At 55.4% G+C, this 17,679-nt stretch carries 16 protein-coding genes; 9 read left to right on the top strand and 7 right to left on the bottom strand.

All coding sequences use genetic code 11. The features are described 5' to 3' along the window. Nucleotides 1–176 (top strand): transketolase-like TK C-terminal-containing protein (locus F8R23_RS21050; protein WP_425326474.1); only part of this gene is annotated, 176 nt, incomplete at its 5' end. Nucleotides 177–228: 52 nt separating this feature from the next. Here F8R23_RS21050 and brnQ read toward each other — a convergent pair. The 3 genes from brnQ to F8R23_RS21035 all read right to left on the bottom strand — a co-directional run bounded on the left by brnQ (nucleotide 229) and on the right by F8R23_RS21035 (nucleotide 3,024). Further along, on the bottom strand, nucleotides 229–1,548 hold the full coding sequence (gene brnQ / locus F8R23_RS21045; protein ID WP_129937815.1) for a branched-chain amino acid transport system II carrier protein: 1,320 nt from the start codon (nucleotides 1,546–1,548) through the stop codon (nucleotides 229–231). Between the two features lie 225 nt (nucleotides 1,549–1,773). Then, nucleotides 1,774–2,655: a 2OG-Fe dioxygenase family protein gene (locus F8R23_RS21040; protein WP_012146654.1), complete on the bottom strand. Its 882-nt coding sequence runs from the start codon at nucleotides 2,653–2,655 to the stop codon at nucleotides 1,774–1,776. Nucleotides 2,656–2,691: 36 nt separating this feature from the next. Next, the gene (locus F8R23_RS21035) at nucleotides 2,692–3,024 is read right to left on the bottom strand and encodes a tRNA-binding protein (RefSeq protein WP_129937816.1); all 333 of its coding nucleotides are present in this window, start codon (nucleotides 3,022–3,024) and stop codon (nucleotides 2,692–2,694) included. A gap of 301 nt (nucleotides 3,025–3,325) precedes the next feature. Between F8R23_RS21035 and F8R23_RS21030 the strand changes: the two genes are divergently transcribed. The 7 genes from F8R23_RS21030 (at nucleotide 3,326) to fbaA (ending at nucleotide 12,354) form a co-directional block, all read left to right on the top strand. Next, nucleotides 3,326–4,243 carry a DMT family transporter gene (locus F8R23_RS21030; protein ID WP_129937817.1) on the top strand — a complete coding sequence of 306 codons (918 nt, stop codon included), beginning with the start codon at nucleotides 3,326–3,328 and terminating at the stop codon, nucleotides 4,241–4,243. A 202-nt stretch (nucleotides 4,244–4,445) separates the two neighbouring features. After that, nucleotides 4,446–5,501: an ABC transporter substrate-binding protein gene (locus F8R23_RS21025; RefSeq protein ID WP_390900952.1), complete on the top strand. Its 1,056-nt coding sequence runs from the start codon at nucleotides 4,446–4,448 to the stop codon at nucleotides 5,499–5,501. Between the two features lie 203 nt (nucleotides 5,502–5,704). Next, nucleotides 5,705–7,474 (top strand): ABC transporter permease, encoded by a 1,770-nt coding sequence (locus tag F8R23_RS21020; RefSeq protein ID WP_129937017.1) that lies wholly within the window; start codon nucleotides 5,705–5,707, stop codon nucleotides 7,472–7,474. Further along, on the top strand, nucleotides 7,467–8,537 hold the full coding sequence (locus tag F8R23_RS21015) for an ABC transporter ATP-binding protein (protein ID WP_112347322.1): 1,071 nt from the start codon (nucleotides 7,467–7,469) through the stop codon (nucleotides 8,535–8,537). Before F8R23_RS21020 ends, F8R23_RS21015 begins: the two co-directional genes overlap by 8 nt. Before the next feature lie 366 nt (nucleotides 8,538–8,903). Continuing rightward, nucleotides 8,904–9,920, top strand: a complete 1,017-nt coding sequence (epd, locus tag F8R23_RS21010) for an erythrose-4-phosphate dehydrogenase (RefSeq protein ID WP_017893895.1) — start codon at nucleotides 8,904–8,906, stop codon at nucleotides 9,918–9,920. 77 nt (nucleotides 9,921–9,997) lie between these two features. Further along, entirely contained in the window at nucleotides 9,998–11,158 is a 1,161-nt protein-coding gene (gene pgk, locus F8R23_RS21005; RefSeq protein WP_099065299.1) for a phosphoglycerate kinase, read from the top strand. A gap of 116 nt (nucleotides 11,159–11,274) precedes the next feature. Beyond that, nucleotides 11,275–12,354, top strand: coding sequence for a class II fructose-bisphosphate aldolase (fbaA, locus tag F8R23_RS21000; protein ID WP_099065300.1), 1,080 nt, complete (start codon nucleotides 11,275–11,277; stop codon nucleotides 12,352–12,354). A gap of 51 nt (nucleotides 12,355–12,405) precedes the next feature. Here the strand turns inward: fbaA and F8R23_RS20995 are convergent, their stop codons facing one another. Further along, nucleotides 12,406–13,074, bottom strand: coding sequence for a DUF1345 domain-containing protein (locus tag F8R23_RS20995; protein ID WP_129937019.1), 669 nt, complete (start codon nucleotides 13,072–13,074; stop codon nucleotides 12,406–12,408). A 194-nt stretch (nucleotides 13,075–13,268) separates the two neighbouring features. Between F8R23_RS20995 and mscS the strand changes: the two genes are divergently transcribed. Further along, complete coding sequence (gene mscS / locus F8R23_RS20990) at nucleotides 13,269–14,135, top strand: small-conductance mechanosensitive channel MscS (protein ID WP_085118980.1); 867 nt, start codon at nucleotides 13,269–13,271, stop codon at nucleotides 14,133–14,135. A gap of 32 nt (nucleotides 14,136–14,167) precedes the next feature. On the opposite strand, the gene F8R23_RS20985 is transcribed toward mscS, so the two are convergent. The 3 genes from F8R23_RS20985 to F8R23_RS20975 form a co-directional block, all read right to left on the bottom strand. Then, nucleotides 14,168–15,517, bottom strand: a complete 1,350-nt coding sequence (locus tag F8R23_RS20985) for an MFS transporter (protein WP_151415959.1) — start codon at nucleotides 15,515–15,517, stop codon at nucleotides 14,168–14,170. A 228-nt stretch (nucleotides 15,518–15,745) separates the two neighbouring features. Then, nucleotides 15,746–16,444 carry an RluA family pseudouridine synthase gene (locus F8R23_RS20980; RefSeq protein WP_129937818.1) on the bottom strand — a complete coding sequence of 233 codons (699 nt, stop codon included), beginning with the start codon at nucleotides 16,442–16,444 and terminating at the stop codon, nucleotides 15,746–15,748. Nucleotides 16,445–16,621: 177 nt separating this feature from the next. Next, the gene (locus F8R23_RS20975) at nucleotides 16,622–17,539 is read right to left on the bottom strand and encodes a LysR family transcriptional regulator (RefSeq protein WP_151415958.1); all 918 of its coding nucleotides are present in this window, start codon (nucleotides 17,537–17,539) and stop codon (nucleotides 16,622–16,624) included. Nucleotides 17,540–17,679 lie beyond the last annotated feature (140 nt).

Here is a 17,679-nt window from a genome sequence, read left to right as displayed (position 1 = left end):
CCCGTGTGGCCGTGGAAGCGGGTATTGCGGACTACTGGTACAAGTATGTGGGTCTGAACGGCGCCATCGTGGGCATGACCAGCTTCGGCGAGTCAGCCCCGGCGGAGCAGTTGTTCAAAGAGTTTGGCTTCACCGTGGACAACGTGGTGGCCAAGGCGCAGGCACTGCTGAAATAAGCGGTCCTTCGCAAGCTGATAAAAAAACCGGTCATTGACCGGTTTTTTTATTTCAGGCCATCGTCCCGGCGCGGCGCGGTGCGCGCAACCGATCGTAAACCGCCGCCAGCAACAGCACTAACAGCGTCGGCTGCAACCAAACCAATCCCTGATCCGCCAACGGCAGTTGATCGAACCAGGCCGGCAGCAGGCCGCTGAAGCTGGAGGCCTTTATTCCATCGGCGAGGCCAAGCAGCAGACTGGTGGCGATCACCGGTGTGAACACGCGGTTGGCGCTGCGCCAACGGCTCTGGCTAAAGCTGAGCAATACCAGGGCGATGCACGGAGGATAGATGGCCGTCAGCACCGGAATCGATACGCGGATCAGATTGGCCAGCCCGAGATTGGACACCAGCATGGCGAACGCAGCGAGGAGGACCACCAGTGAACGGTAAGACAGCGGCAGATAGCGGGAGAAGAAATCAGCGCAGGCGCAGGTCATGCCCACCGCAGTCACCAGACAGGCGATGAACATCAGGATGGCCATAAAGACGCTGCCCAAATTGCCGAAGGTGTGCTGTACATAGGCATGCAGGATTGCCGCGCCGTCTTGCCCGTCGGCAACCAGGCCGCCGCTGCCGGCACCCAGCTTGAACATGCAGATATAAACCAGTGTCAGGCCGATGCCGGCAATCAGGCTGGCCCACAGAGTGTAGCGCATCAATAACCCCCGATCGTTGACGCCGCGCGACCGTGCGGCGGTAACGATAATCGAGCCGAACATCAGCGCCGACAGCGTGTCCATCGTCAGATATCCCTGCACAAAACCGGTGGAAAACGCCGCGTCCTGATAGCTGCCGCTGGCGAGGATGGGCGCGCCGGCGGGCCAAATCAACGCGGCGACGCCCAGTGCGGCCAGTGCGAGGATCTTCAGCGGTGCCAGAATATGGCCGACGTTATCCAGTAGCCGCCCGGGGTACAGCGAGATAATCATTGCCAGCGTGAAGAACAGTAGGCTGTAGATAAACTGCTGCAGGGCGCCGTCGCCGGTAAAAGGCGCGATGCCCAAAGCGAAAGAAACGTTGGCGGTGCGCGGTGTGGCGAACAGCGGGCCGAGCGCCAGATAGCAGAGGGTAGCCAGCAGCAGGCCGGCCCTGCGGCCGATTGGTGCGGTCAACAGGCTGATGCTGCCGCCGACACGCGCCAGCGCAATCACCGCGATCACCGGCAGGACGACGGCGGTGACGATAAAGCCTGCGGCGGCCAGCCACAGATGTTCACCGGACTGCAGGCCCACCATTGGCGGGAAAATGATATTGCCGGCGCCGACAAACAGGGCGAAGGTCATAAAGCCCAGGGCGATGATGTCTTTGGGAGATAAGCGTGTTGTCATAACGGTATTGCGTTGCCTGTGTACGATAAAAACAACCTGGCGCCGATAAACTCAAGGGCAGGCGCGATGGGCAAACGGGCACCCATAAAAATTTCGGCATGCAGGATATGATATTTTGCCGAGAAAAGCCTGAGTTACGCTGCGATGAATCAGCTCAAAGCTGGAAATAAACCGGTTGCCGGGCAGCAGGGAATAAACGGCAACCGGTTGAAATAACAAAGGGCGTTAGCCGGCTTTGGCAAGCATGTCTATGGAAAGCGGTATTTCGGTGTGCGGGTTGAAAGAGTCATATTTAAACGAGACATGACCATCCTCAACCGGTTTTCGGGTGAAGAAAATCAGCATGTCCCTGGTCGAGTCTTTGGCTTTATCCTGCGCGACCACCGGTGACAGGCTGTGCTTCCTTTCATGATCGACGACCAGCAAGGTATCAAGGAATGTCTTATGCTGTATTTCACCGAGAATCAGCGTCTTGTTCGCCTGATGATATTTGATCCCGCTGGTTTCCTGCATGTCATGGATAAACGTTTTGGCGCTGTCAGCGGTCATATTCTCGCTGCCCAGGAAGGTGGTCATGGTGTGATCGACGCCATCGCTGTGCACACCTTCCAGAGCCGGCTCACCGAGTATCTGCGGGGTTGTGAGGGTGCGCAGGTTGAAAACGGTACAGACAAATTTATTGATGTCCTGATTCAGCCTGGCGCGCGGGGCTACGCTGACGCCATCGATAATGTAGGCCTTAAAGCGCATTATCGCTTGGAATACCGTGTTTAATTGCAGGTCGTCGTTGATGCCGCGGAAGTGGCGAATTTGCCCCGAATCATGGCGGATAAAGTCTTCCTCGACCGACAGCACAAAAGGCTGGAATTCCAGTCTCTCTATGCGGTCATTATCAAAGTTAAAGCAGAAGCGGCCGTTTCTCGATTTGCGAAAGGGCAGCGTGGGATCGTCCGCCAGGTTATTGCTGACCTGCGTCAGTTTGGTAAAGTCTTCGGGCTGAGCGCCAAGAGTCAATAAAATGTCCTTCATGGTATCACCGGGAATAAACACAGAGCGCTTTTCCTGGTATTCCTTCTTTATAGCGTCAAGCTGAGATAGCTGTTGCATTGCTCTATTGCCTCTTGGATTAGGATAAACTGACAGTTATAAAACCTTGCTGCCGATCTCAACGTCGAAATCGGGTTTCAGCAAGACGGTTCCTTTATCCCTGGTGACTGCAGCAAGTACCAATACTTCGGATTTAAATCCGGCGACCCGTTTGGCGGGAAAATTAACTACGGAAATAACTTTCTGGCCAAGCAGTTCATCTTCTTTATAGTTTTCACATAACTGTGCTGAGCTGTTTTTCACGCCGATCTCTTCGCCAAAATCGATCTGCAACTTATACGCCGGCTTTAATGCCTTATCGTTATATTCGACAGAGATGATTTCGCCGATGCGCATATCCAGCTTCATAAAATCGGTTAATTCGGCCATGGTCATTCGCCTGATAAATGAGAGACCACCAGAAGGCTAGCAAAGGGAGGAAAAGTCGACAACTTGCGAACGGTGGTGGAGAATAGAAATTAACCACCCGTGGAGTAACAATAAATTTACATTGGTGTAATGAGTTAAAATGAATTATAAGCCATGTTAATTATATTTTTTCCTATTTTTATTATGATTATCTTGGCTATGCTTTTCGCCAAAACTTTCTGCAATAAGCCCTGTTAAGGCAATGTTAAATTAGTTAGTATGCTTTGTAGTGAACCACCAACAGCATTATTTAGGTATTTTTATGGTAATTACCGGCAAGGAAAGCTTCTATCGGCGCAAATCCATTATTGCGCCGTTTTTCCTGATACTGATCTGGTCGACCGGGTTTATAGCCGCCCGCGCGGTGGCGGATCATGCCGATCCCAATCTCTTTCTGACCTTTCGCTTCCTGATCGCCGCCGCGGTTTTTGCCCTGCTGGCCGCCAACTGCGCCTGGCCTAAAGGGCGGCAGTTCATCATGCACCTGCTTACCGGCATGCTGATGAACGGCGTTTATCTCGCCGCCAGTTGGTGGGCGGTGGCGAACGGCCTGGCGGCCGGCGTCATGTCATTGATCGGCGGCCTGCAACCGCTGTTCACGGCGCTGATTTTTGCTTTGGTGTTGCGCAAGCCGATAGGCCTGCGTTCCTGGACGGGGCTGGCGCTCGGTTTTATCGGCGTGGCGTTGGTGCTGTCACCGCGGCTGACCGGCATCGACGTCGGTAACATGGCGCTGCTGCCCATCCTGCTGGGTTTTGGCAGCATCGTTGCGCTGACGATTGGCATCATGGTGCAGAAGTCTTCGCTGGCGGCGGCGGATCTCCGGGCCGCGGGGGCTATCCAGCATCTTGGCGCGGCGTTGGTCACCGGCGTTTTGGCGGCGGTGATGGGATCAGGAGAATGGGATAATTCGCCAACGCTGTGGTTCTCGCTGCTGTGGTCGGCCGGGATATTGTCGCTGGGCGGTACCGCGTTGTTTATCTGGATGGTGCGGCATGGCGATCTGACGCGCATTACCGCGCTGATGCTGCTGGTGCCGCCGGCTGCCGCATTGCAGGCTTATTTCCTGTTTGGCGAAGCGCTGTCGTTGGTGCAACTGGCGGGTTTTTGCCTGACATTGCTCGGCGTGGCTATCGTACAGAAGATCCGCCTGCTGCGGCGTTCCAAACTGATGCAATAACACCGGTTATTTCGTCCTTGGTTTAAAACCGGGGATGACCATGGATTTTTTTGACTGAAAAACGTCCAACCTCACAAAACCAAAAGATAAAAAATCAACGGCGTTGCTTAAGAACACTTATTAACTATATGTTAATTTTTAGTTTCTTAAATGTAACCAGGAGTTGATTATGTTGACAAGAATCGGCGCGTCGGTAGTGGCGATGGCTGTACTGGGCGCGGTGCCTGCTTACGCTGAATTCCCGACAGGCTATCCAGCCGACTATCAAAAAATTGTGGATGGCGCGAAGAAAGAGGGCAAGGTGGTGGTGTACTCCACCACGGATACCAAGGCCGCCGGGCCGCTGATCCAGGGGTTCGAGGCGTTGTATCCTGGCGTTAAAGTCGAATACAACGACATGAACAGCACCGAGCTGTACAACCGGTATATCAGCGAACAGGCGGCGGGAGGCACCAGCGGCGACGTGGTGTGGAGCTCGTCGATGGATACCGCGCTGAAACTGGCGACCGACTATGCACAGGAATACGCTTCGCCGGAACAGGGCCAACTGCCCAAGTGGGCGGTATGGAAAGATAAAGCCTACGGTACCACCTACGAACCGGTGGTCTTCATCTATAACAAACGGTTGATCCCGCAGGGTGATGTACCGGACTCTCACGCCGCGCTGGCCAAGCTAATTGCCAGCCAGACCGACAAGTTCAAAAAGAAAGTCACCACCTATGACATTGAAAAGTCAGGGTTGGGCTTCATGCTGTCGGTGCAGGACTTCAAGGCCGATCCTAACTATTTCGCCACGCTGGCTGAGGTCGCCAAAGGCGGTCTGGCGGTGCAATCCTCCACCGGTACCATGATGGAAAGGGTGTCATCCGGTGAGAACCTGATTGGGTTCAACATCCTGGGTTCCTACGCCGAGGCCCGTGCCAAAACCGATCCTTCGCTGGGTATCTCTTATCCGAAGGATTACACCCTGGTGCTGTCGCGCGTGTCCTTTATCAGCAAAGAGGCGGCCAACGCCAATGCGGCAAAACTGTGGCTTAACTATGTGCTGTCGGAAAAAGGTCAGAGCATTCTTGCCAACCAGGCCGACATTCCTTCGATTCGCAATGATATTGAAGGCAAAAACGACATTGAAGGCATGACCAAAATGCTTGGCAATGCGTTGAAACCGATCCCGGTAGATGAAAGCCTGCTGGAGTATCTGCAACCGACCAAACGCCTGGATTACATCAAGCAGTGGCGTACCGCCGCAGCAAAATAATATACCCGTCATACTTGGCGCTGCCTCTGTGTTGGCGGCACTCACTTACCCGAATCACTTACTGAAGTAAGCTCATCGGGATAAGCGCTCTTGCCGCCTTGATGCAGCGCCAATTATTTTGGGTATAACAGGATACGGACGCGCGTCTGCCATTGTGGCGCGCGCCCTTTGGTCGTCGTCGTTTACAACCATCGGGATATATTATGGAAGCATGGCGCAGAAAGTGGCAGAACCTGCCGCGCGGCTTGGTGGTGCTGATAACCGCACTGGTTATCTATGTACCGTTGTCGTTTATCGTGATTCAAAGTTTCCTCTCCGCTCCCTTTTTCTCCCCCTCCAAGGTCTTCAGCCTGGAGGCATTCCAGTTTATTTTCACCGATCCGGACTTTTACAAGGCGCTGAAAAGCGGGTTTATTCTGGCTTTCGGCCTGGTGGTGATCGCCATTCCGCTAGGGGGGATTCTGGCCTTTTTGATGGTCAGGACCGATTTGCCGGGCCGGCGTTTTATTGAGCCGCTGATCCTGGTGCCGATCTTTGTCTCGCCGATGGTTCTGGGCTTTGGCTACGTGGTGGCCGCCGGGCCGGTCGGCTTCTTTTCGCTGTGGGCGGAAGCGCTGTTCGGCTTTGTTCCGTGGAATATCTACTCGATGGCCAGCATCGTGGTGATCGCCGGGTTGACGCACGTACCGCACGCCTATCTTTATATTTCCTCGGCCTTGCGCAGCGTCGGTTCTGACGTGGAAGAGGCTGCACGAACGGCGGGGGCTTCGCCTTTGCAGGTGATGACCGCGGTCAGTTTGCCGATGGTGCGACCGTCGATTTTGTACGCCGGAGTACTGCTGTTTTTCCTCGGGCTGGAAGTGTTTGGCCTGATGTTGGTGCTGGGCGATCCGGAAGGCAACCTGGTGCTGGCGACCTACCTGTATCAACTGACCAATAAGCTGGGCACGCCGTCCTACCATCTGATGGCGGCGGTGGCGGTGGTGCTGATTTGCATCACCATACCGCTGGTGATGTTACAGCGCCGTCTGATGCGCACCGCTAACCGCTTCGTCACCGTCAAGGGCAAGGCGTCGCAGGCGCGGGCGCTGCCGCTGGGTAAATGGCGTTGGGTTGCCGGTGCGGTAGTGGTGTTCTGGCTGACGGTGACCATCGGCGTACCGCTGGTAGGGGTAGTGCTGCGCGCATTTATCTCCAACTGGGGCGTGGGCGTTTCAATCTGGGATGAGCTGTCGCTCAATACCTTCCGCACCATCTGGCAGCAGCCGAACCTGCTGCGGGCAATCGTCAACTCGATGGCGATTGGGGTGTTCGGCGGCGCGCTGGCGGTGGTTTGCTACCTGTTTATCGGCATTGCCATGCACCGTAAACCCGATGGTGTTACCCGATTCCTCGATTACAGCGTACTGGTGCCGCGTGCGGTGCCGGGCCTGCTGGCGGGGCTGGCGTTCCTGTGGGTGTTCCTGTTCCTGCCGATGTGGCTGGATAAATCATTGAAAGAGGGCTGGTTGTCGGCGTTGCCGGTGGCCGAGTGGCTGCGGGAGAACCTGATCGTCTGGTTGCGGTCTTTGCGCAGCACTATCTTCAGCGTCTGGCTGGCGTACACCGTGGTGTGGATGGCCTATGGCCTGCGGCTGATTTCTTCGACGCTGCTGCAGGTGGGCCCTGAGCTGGAAGAGGCGGCGCGCAGCGCTGGCGCGACCCGGGGACAGATCACCCGTCACGTCACCATTCCGCTGTCGCGTTACGGCCTGATTGGCTCGTGGCTGCTGATGTTCCTGATTTTTGAACGTGAGTATTCCACCGGGGTGTATCTGTTGTCTCCGGGTACCGAAACCATAGGCTCGATGCTGGTTTCCCTGTGGGCGGCGGGCGCCATTGATATCGTTGCCGCGCTCTCGTTTATTAACATCCTGCTGGTGGTGTTGGGTCTGGGTATCGCCCTGCGCTTTGGAGTGAAATTACATGATTGAACTTTCGGTAGAAAACCTGCATTTGACCTACGGCGACAACCCGGTGTTGAAGGGCGTCTCGATGGACTTAAAGCGCGGCGAGGTGGTTTCGCTGTTGGGACCGTCGGGCAGCGGTAAAACCACGCTGCTCCGTGCGGTCGCCGGGCTGGAGAAACCGACCCAGGGCCGCATTATCATCGGCAGCAATACCGTTTACGACGGCAGCGCGCGTAGCGAAATTCCGGCGGAAGAGCGCAATCTGGGGCTGGTGTTTCAGTCTTACGCCCTGTGGCCGCATAAAACCGTGTTTGAAAACGTCGCCTACCCGCTGAAATTACGCAAGGTCGCCTCGGCGGAAATCAATCAGCGGGTACAGGGAGTGCTGGACCAGCTTGGGCTGGGGCATTTGGGCAAGCGTCATCCGCATCAGTTGTCCGGTGGCCAGCAGCAGCGTGTGGCGATTGGCCGGGCGCTGGTGTACAACCCGCCGGTGATCCTGCTGGATGAGCCCTTGTCGAACCTCGACGCCAAGCTGCGTGAAGAGGCGCGGGTGTTCCTGCGTGAGCTGATTATCAAGCTGGGGCTTTCGGCACTGATGGTGACTCACGATCAGAACGAGGCGATGGCGATCTCCGATCGCATCTTGTTGCTCAACAACGGAAAAATCGAACAACAGGGCACGCCGCAGGAAATGTACGGTTCGCCGTCGACCCTGTTTACCGCCGAGTTTATGGGCAGTAATAACCGTCTGCACGGCAAGATAACCGAGGTGAGTGAGGGTAAAGCGCGTATCGAAGGCAAAGACTGGACGCTGTGGGGCATGGCGGGCGCAGGGGTAAAAGTCGGCGAAGAAGCCACGGCGGTGATCCGTGTAGAGCGCGTGCGGCTGGGGGATGATCCGCAGGGCAATCAACTTGAGTTGCCGTTGCTGACCAGCATGTATCTCGGCGATCGTTGGGAATACCTGTTCCGTACCGTAGCCGAGGATTTTGTGGTACGCGCTTATGGCACCGAAGTGCGTGGTCAAACCCTGTGTCGGCTCTCCCTGCCAGCCGAGCACCTGTGGATTTTTCCTAAAATTTAAGGCTTCGAGCCTCATTATTGTCAAAATATCTGGCGCACGACCAAGGATTGGCTATGAAAAAGTGTGCGCCAGATCATCTTATTCTCGCAAAGTGTCGTTCCGTTGTCAGGCAGGCTGCCGCACCTGTTCCTTTTGGTAAAACTTTGGTTTATGCTCGGCTGAAGCGTTTCAGTTGTGACAGTGTTCAACTGAAACGGCGGAGTGAGACCGGTGAAACAGCGCCGGACCGAAGGAATAATGTGATGTGCCGATTCACAGCAGGTGGTGCGCTAAAGTACTCTATGCGGGTTAGCTTGGTAACCAGTCAGCGCCCTCTTGAACACGGTGAGTATGCCCGGTGAGAGAAGGCCCTTTTTCAGGAGCAGCATGACAATCCGCATAGCGATAAACGGCTTTGGCCGCATAGGCCGCAGCGTTTTACGCGCACTGTATGAATCGGGACGAAGAGCGGAAATTTCCGTGGTGGCGATCAACGAATTGGCGAATGCCGAGGGGATGGCCCACCTGCTGAAATACGACTCCAGCCATGGCCGCTTTGCCTGGGATGTCCGCCAGGAATGCGACATGCTAACCGTCGGGGACGACACCATTCGTTTGTTGCATCAACCGGCGGTGGAACAGCTTCCCTGGGGCGAGCTGGGCGTCGACGTGGTGCTGGATTGCAGCGGTGTGTACGGCAGCCGGGCGGATGGCGAAGCCCATCTGGCGGCGGGGGCGAAAAAAGTGTTGTTCGCCCACCCTGGCGGTAACGATCTGGATGCTACTATTGTGTTTGGGGTCAACCATCAGACGCTGCTGGCAGAACACCGCATTGTTTCCAATGCGTCATGCACCACCAACTGCATTATTCCGGTGATCAAGCTGCTGGACGATGCCTACAGCATCGAATCGGGCACCCTGACCACCATTCACTCTTCGATGAACGATCAGCCGGTGATAGACGCCTATCATCAGGATTTGCGGCGTACCCGGGCGGCGAGCCAGTCGATTATTCCGGTCGACACCAAGCTGGCCGCGGGCATTACCCGTATCTTCCCGCAGTTTTGCGATCGTTTCGAAGCGATTTCGGTGCGCGTGCCAACCATCAACGTGACGGCCATCGATCTCAGCGTCAGCGTCAGCTCGGCGGTGAAGGTGGCAGAGGTCAACCAGCTGTTGCAAATGGCCGCACGGGGATCATTTCGTGGTATAGTTGACTATACGGAACTACCATTAGTCTCGATCGATTTTAACCATGACCCGCATAGCGCTATCGTCGACGGTACGCAGACCCGGGTCAGCGGTCAGCACCTGATCAAGACCTTGGTCTGGTGTGATAATGAATGGGGCTTTGCCAACCGGATGTTGGATACAACACGGGCAATGGCCGCTAGCGGTTTCTAGTACGGCGGCATTGGCATGACCGATGCGCCGCCCAGGCAACTTTATAGTTTATAGAGAATCAACCAAGAGGGTTCACCATGTCTGTAATTAACATGTCCGATCTGGATCTGGCCGGTAAACGCGTTCTGATCCGCTCCGATCTGAACGTTCCAGTGAAAGACGGTAAAGTGACTTCCGATGCACGTATCCGTGCCTCCCTGCCGACTATTGAAGCTGCGCTGAAACAAGGCGCCCGCGTGATGGTAACCTCCCACCTGGGTCGTCCTACCGAAGGCGAGTACAACGAAGAATTCTCCCTGCTGCCTGTTGTTAACTATCTGAAAGACCACCTGAAAGCTCCGGTTCGTCTGGCTAAAGACTACCTGGAAGGTGTTGACGTTGCAGAAGGTGAACTGGTCGTGCTGGAAAACGTCCGTTTCAACAAGGGCGAGAAAAAAGACGACGAAACCCTGTCCAGGAAATATGCGGCATTGTGTGACGTGTACGTGATGGATGCCTTCGGTACTGCACACCGTGCGCAGGCTTCCACTCATGGCGTGGGCAAGTTCGCCCCAGTCGCCTGTGCGGGCCCGCTGCTGTCAGCAGAACTGGAAGCCCTGGGCAAAGCGCTGAAAAGCCCGGCTCGTCCGATGGTTGCCGTGGTGGGTGGTTCTAAGGTTTCAACCAAATTTGATGTGCTGAACTCGCTGGTGAAAATCGCCGATACGGTGATCGTGGGCGGCGGTATCGCCAACACCTTCGTGGCTATCGATAACAACGTTGGTAAATCCCTGTACGAACCTGACTTCGTCGATGCAGCGAGAAAACTGCGTGACGAGTTTAAAATTCCGGTTCCTACCGATTCTCGCGTAGGCACGGAGTTCTCTGAAACTGCCCCTGCTACCTTGAAAAAAGTCAGTGAAGTGAAAGATGATGAAGAGATCATGGACTTCGGTGACGAAACCGCGCTGGCTATGGCCAAGTTGCTGAAAGAAGCCAAAACCATTCTGTGGAATGGCCCGGTTGGCGTATTCGAGTTCCCTAACTTCCGCCGGGGCACCGAAATTGTTGCACGCGCTATCGCAGAGAGCGATGCATTCTCTATCGCTGGTGGTGGTGATACGCTAGCGGCTATCGATCTGTTCGGTATTGAAGATAAAATCTCTTATATCTCTACCGGCGGCGGTGCTTTCCTTGAATTTGTGGAAGGTAAAGCGTTACCGGCAGTAGTAATGCTGGAAGAGCGCGCCAAGCAGTAATTCAGACAGCGGGAGGCGAAAGTCGCCCGTTTATTTTATACCGCGCGGCATAGGCGGCGCGGCATGAAAAAATCGATTTACATCCATCTACGGCCGACGAAACAGGACAAAGTAACATGTCTAAAATTTTTGATTTCGTAAAACCGGGTGTCATCACTGGTGATGACGTTCAGAAAGTATTCGCAGTAGCTAAAGAGAACAACTTTGCTCTGCCAGCAGTGAACTGTGTAGGTACCGACTCTATCAACGCCGTGCTGGAAACAGCCGCGAAGGTACGTGCTCCGGTTATCGTTCAGTTCTCTAACGGCGGTGCCGCGTTTATCGCCGGCAAAGGCGTGAAGACTGACGTTCCACAGGGTGCAGCAATTCTGGGCGCTATCTCCGGTGCACACCATGTTCACCAGATGGCTGAGCATTACGGCGTGCCGGTTATTCTGCACACCGACCACTGCGCGAAGAAACTGCTGCCATGGCTTGACGGCCTGTTGGACGCCGGCGAGAAGTATTTCGCGACTACCGGTAAACCACTGTTCTCTTCCCACATGATCGACCTGTCTGAAGAGTCTCTGGAAGAAAATATCGAGATTTGCAGCAAATACCTGACTCGCATGGCGAAAATCGGTATGACCCTGGAAATCGAACTGGGCTGCACCGGTGGTGAAGAAGATGGCGTGGACAACAGCCATATGGACGCATCCTCCCTGTACACTCAGCCAGAAGACGTGGCTTACGCTTACGAAAAACTGAATGCGATCAGCCCACGTTTCACTATCGCGGCGTCCTTCGGTAACGTGCACGGCGTTTATAAGCCAGGCAACGTGAAACTGACCCCGACTATTCTGCGTGATTCTCAGGACTATGTTTCCAAGAAATATAACCTGCCGCACAACAGCCTGAACTTCGTGTTCCACGGCGGTTCTGGTTCTAGCGACGCAGAGATCAAAGAGTCCGTAGGTTACGGCGTGATCAAAATGAACATCGATACCGATACCCAATGGGCAACCTGGGACGGCATCCTGCAGTACTACAAAAAGAACGAAGGCTATCTGCAAGGCCAACTGGGTAACCCAGAAGGTGCTGACAAGCCGAACAAGAAATACTACGACCCACGCGTATGGTTGCGTTCAGCCCAGACTTCGATGATTACTCGTCTGGAACAGGCTTTCAAAGATCTGAACGCAGTAGACGTTCTGTAATCTCGGTTAGCTGCTGATATCAAGGCTCCCCTCGGGGAGCCTTTTTCGTTTCTAGCCCAGCAGGCTGGCACCGACGTTAATCGACAGCCCCAGGATCACCAGGTTGAAGACAAAGGAAATCACCGATTGCAGCAGGGCGATTTTGCGCACTTCGGCCGCGCCGACCGCCACGTCGGCGGTTTGCGACGCCACGGCAATGGTGAACGAGAAATAGGCGAAGTCCCAATAGGTCGGTTCTTTGAGATCGCCGGGAAACAGCAAAGGCAGCGGATCTTGCTGTGCGTCCTGACGATAAAATTGATGAGCATAGTGCATGGTGAATGCGGTGGGCAGCAGTAGCCAGGACACCACCAGCGTGGCACCGGTCAGCACCAGATGCAGCGTTTTCAGCGAGTCGCTGACCTGCTTGGCGGTACTCAGCTCGAACAGAATCGACAGAATACTCACCAGACAGCCGATACTGACCAGCGCCAGCACCATGCTGGCACTTTCATCCTGCCTGCGGGCGAGCTGGCGGATATGCTTCGGCGTACTGATCAGCATCAGCCGCCAGAGAGACAACAGATAAATCCAGGCCAAGGTGTTCCAGCCGAGCATCAATCGTTGCAATTCATTGAGCCGGTGCGGCAGCAGCAGATAACACAGGATACCCGCAGCGACGGAAAGCAGCAGCCTGGGGCGGACCTGCCAATAGTGTTTAATCGATGAGGAAATGTGCATAACGAGCGAAGTTCCTTATCCTGATAAAGGTGATAGCGCTGTGTTCAGCATAGAGGAAGTTCGGCTATTTTTACCGCTTACGGTTGGCATGCTGCGGAAATGTTAGTTAACCTAGGGCGGTGGTTTCCGACTGACGCCCTATGTCAGTCTTTTTTGCGAGTTTATCCCCTTAGGGAAAAGTTAGGACGACACGAATGAAAGATCTGAACGTAGTAGACGGCATCAACGGTGCCGGTAACTGGCTGGTGCAGAACCAGGATTTATTGATTCAGTATGCGGTGAACATCGTCGCGGCGATCGTTATTTTCATCATTGGTTCGATCATTGCCCGTATAGTCAGCAATGCGGTAAACCGCGTGATGAAGCTGCGCGGCATCGATGCCACGGTAGCGGATTTCCTGTCGGCCATGGCGCGTTACGGCATTCTGGCCTTCACCTTTATCGCTGTGCTGGGGCGCGTTGGCGTACAGACCACCTCGGTGATCGCCGTGCTGGGTGCCGCCGGTTTGGCCGTCGGTTTGGCGCTGCAGGGCTCGCTGTCCAACTTCGCCGCAGGCGTATTGCTGGTAGCCTTCCGTCCACTGCGTGCCGGTGAGTATGTTGATCTGGGCGGCGTAGCCGGTACCGTCGACCAGGTGCAGATTTTCTCCACCACGCTGCGCACCGCAGACAACAAAACCATCGTGGTACCGAACGGTAAAATCATCGCCGGTAACATCATCAACTATTCCCGCGAGCCGAACCGCCGTGTGGATATCGTGGTCGGCGTGGCTTATAACGCGGACATCGATGTGGTGAAAAAGGTGCTGGGCGATGTGATCGCCGCCGACAAGCGCATCATGCACGCCAAAGGCGTGACCGTGCGTCTGAACGAGATGGCACCTTCTTCACTGAACTTCGTGACCCGTTCCTGGACCACCAATGCCGAGTACTGGAACGTGTACTTCGATCTGATGGAGAACTTCAAGCGCGCGCTGGATGCCAACAACATCGGTATTCCGTTCCCGCAGATGGACGTTCATCTGTATCGCAACGATGCGACCACCGCGAAAGCGGAATAACGCAAAGGGGCCCAGGCCCCTTTTTTATTGGGTCAGTTGGGTAATGCAGAGTCAGTCGCAGATGCCCGGTGACTCAAACTGAGCCGGTAGAGCAGGAAGATGGCGGCAGAGCCCACCAACACCGGCAGCGCCAGCCAGATAAAGAACACTTCAGAGGAACCCGCAGCGGCAATCATCCAGGCTCCGAGCATCGAACCGACGATGGAACCGAAGCGGCCGCTGGCCATCGCCCAACTTACCCCAGTGACGCGAGCCGCAGTGGGGTAGATAGTGGCGGAAACCAGATTCAAACCGTTCTGTGCACCAGCCACGCCGAAACCGATGAGGAACACGGTAGCGGCCAGCGTATAGACGTCTCCCATCAAATAGCCGGTGGCACCGACAACCATCGCGGCACCCAGGTAGGACAGGGCCAACACCCGGTAAGGCCCAACGCGGTCCATCAGCAGTGCCATCAGGATGGCCCCGAGAGTCCCGCCCAGTGGCACCATCGCCCCAATGCGTGATGCGTGGACGATATCGTAACCGGCATCCTTGAGAAGGCTCGGCAGCCAACTGGTAAGCTGGTAAAACACGAACAGCGAGCAGAAGAAGGCCAGCCACAGCAGCAGGGTACGCACCGCGCGGCCTTCGATGAACAGGTGCGATATCGGCGATCTGACCTGCGTTGGGCACTCTTCATCGATAATCGCCACGCCGGCCCAGCTTTTACCAGTAATGCGTTCGACCACCAGACGTAACCTATCGGCATGTTTTGGGCTGGAAGTCATAAAGCGTACCGATTCGGGCATCTGCCAGGCCAGCAACGGCAGCAGCAATAACGGCGCTATGCCACCCAACATCAGCACACCACGCCAGCCGAACACCGGAATAATCTGCCCGGCCAGCAGGCCGCCCAGGGCCAGACCAGCGGTGAAACCGCTCCAACTCAGGGTGACCATGATCATCCGCCGCCGTGCCGGGGAGTACTCCGAACTGAGGGTGATACAGGTGGGCATTGCGCCACCCAAACCAATACCGGTGATTAAACGCAGCAGGGTCAGCGACTCGATGGAATGGGTATAGGCCGAGGCCAGAGTGCCCCCGCCAAAGATCAGTATCGAGACCAGCAGCACGCGTTTGCGGCCAATGGCATCAGCGACCGGACCGAAGATCAAACTGCCGAGCAGCAGACCGAACAACCCGGCACCAAAGGCGGGGGATAACTGCGCAGGCAGCAGATCCCACTCTTCGCGCAGGGCGGGGGCGATATAGCCAATGATGGCGGTATCAAAACCGTCCAGCAGGACGATTAGAAAACACAGGCTGAGGATCAGGATCTGGTAAGGCGAGATCTTCGCGTTGTCGATGATCTCACTGATACGAGCGGTGTTTTGGCTCATGGAGGTTCCACTAAATTGGGCTGGTGTGGAGCTGGCTGGAGGGCAATGTAGGCGTCAGGTTCTTGCTGAAACGGGCCTGATCCAAAGCCGCTTTGGCTTGCATGGCGTAGAGCCCCGAGTATACACCAGAGTCTGGGGCTTGCAGCGATGTTACGGGGGAAGCCGATGATCTTTTGCGGGTTTTCACGCGGGGGAGGCAGGTGGCGCTAAGTATAGATACTTTCGCGTTCAGAACGGGCTGGCATTATGGGCTTTGATCGGCTCTTGGCTGATAGGATGAACAAAATGCAGCTCACTGGCGTGCAGCATCAACCGCGGGGTCTGTTCGGTACCCGGCAGCAGGCGACCGCCATACAGGTCACAGCCCAAAATAGGGTGGCCCAACTGCTGGCAGTGGATGCGCAGTTGATGGGTGCGCCCGGTTTCCGGGGTTAGCTGTACCCGCGTCAATGGCAGTGACCTCCCGTCTTCCAACTTGTGGTAAAAGCGTTCAATGACATGATAGCCGGAGCGAGCGGGCTTGCCGTGGATGGCGCAAATCGACATCAGCGGGAACAGCGCCGGGTCTTTGGCAATCGCTGCGTCTATCACCCCTTCATTGTGGTCCAGATGTCCACACAGCAGTGCGCTGTACACTTTGGTCACTGTACGCTGGCTGAACTGTTGGCAGAGGGCGGCATTGATAGCCTTATTGCGGGCAATCACCATCAGCCCGGAAGTACCGAAATCCAGGCGGTGGATCAAAGTACAGCCGGGGAATTGCTGTACCAGCCGATGATGCACTGAATCGAGATTTTGCGGATTCTTCCCCGACAGGCTGAGTAACCCGGTGGGTTTATTGATCAGCACCAGACTCTCGTCCTGATAGAGGATCTCGATCTGGTCATGGCAGGGTGGGGCAATAAAGGTATCGATAATCTTGGACATCAGGCCAACCAGAGGGAGAGTGGGTGCGGATGATAACGAATTTTAAACCGACAGGCGAATGACGACCCTGTATCGTTCAAAACCGCCTGTGGGCAGCTTGCTGTCATAAGCTGGCGTTGTGACGAAAGGATAATGCCAACAATTTTAGAGCCAGAAGGGTTATCTCAGTTCTCTGTTTCATTTGATTAAATTTGCCGGTTGTCGTTTCCGGGATATGCGCAGGGCATCAACCACCAATGAAAATGCGGGAGAGACTTGCTTGCGACTGGGATAGTAGAGGTAGTATCCGGGAAAAGGCTGACACCAGGCTTCGAGGACCCGGAGCAGGCGGCCCTCCCTGATGTGTGAGCCAAACTCTTCTTCCGGAAGAAAAGCAATGCCCAAGCCTGCCAGCGCCGTATCGACAATATGTTCGGATGTATTGAACGTAAGCTGTCCGCTCACCCGCACATTCAGATCGCCCCCATCCTGATCGAAATCCCAGACATAGAGCCCGCCTGACCTGACCATGCGCTGATTAATGCATTGATGTTGCGTCAGTTCATGAGGCGTTTGCGGGATGGGATAACGTGAGAAATAGTCCGGCGAGGCGACGGCCGCCATGCGTAATTTCGGGCCGATGGGCAGGGCAATCATATCCTTATCGATGGTATCTCCCAGGCGAACCCCGGCATCAAAACGGTCGGCGACGATATCGCGGAAGCCGTGGTTAGCATCGAACTCGATACGGATATCCGGGTATTCATGCAGCAGCGGCGTCAGTTTTGGCAGCAGTGTGGTGCGCAGGACATCCGGGCCGCAGGTGATTCGCACGGTGCCTGCGGGTTTATCGCGCAGCTCCGTGAGCATATCCAGCTCAGCTTCAATCTCGTCGAAGCGATTACCGATAGCCTGCAAGAGACGTTCTCCGGCAACCGTAGGCGAGACGCTCCGGGTGGTTCGGGTGAGTAGGCGGATTTGCATACGCTCTTCCAGGGCCGAAATCGCCTGGCTGAGAGCCGGTTGCGTCACACCCAGATGAGCCGCTGCACGCGTAAAGCTCCCTTCACGGGCCACGGTAACGAAATAAAGCAGGTCATTCAGGTTACGTTTCATTAGCGAGGCCCTCAGGATTAATAACCACAGCTTATAAGCCCATTAAGTATTCATTAGCTAGTCAGCCTACACCGGTCGTGTGAAAATTTCAGTAAGAGATAACCCCGGCGATAAACAACTATTGCTCTTCATTCTTGATA

The sequence above is a fragment of the Serratia proteamaculans genome (assembly GCF_008830365.1).
Lineage (GTDB): Bacteria > Pseudomonadota > Gammaproteobacteria > Enterobacterales > Enterobacteriaceae > Serratia > Serratia proteamaculans.
This window is presented reverse-complemented; position numbering and strand designations above follow the sequence as displayed.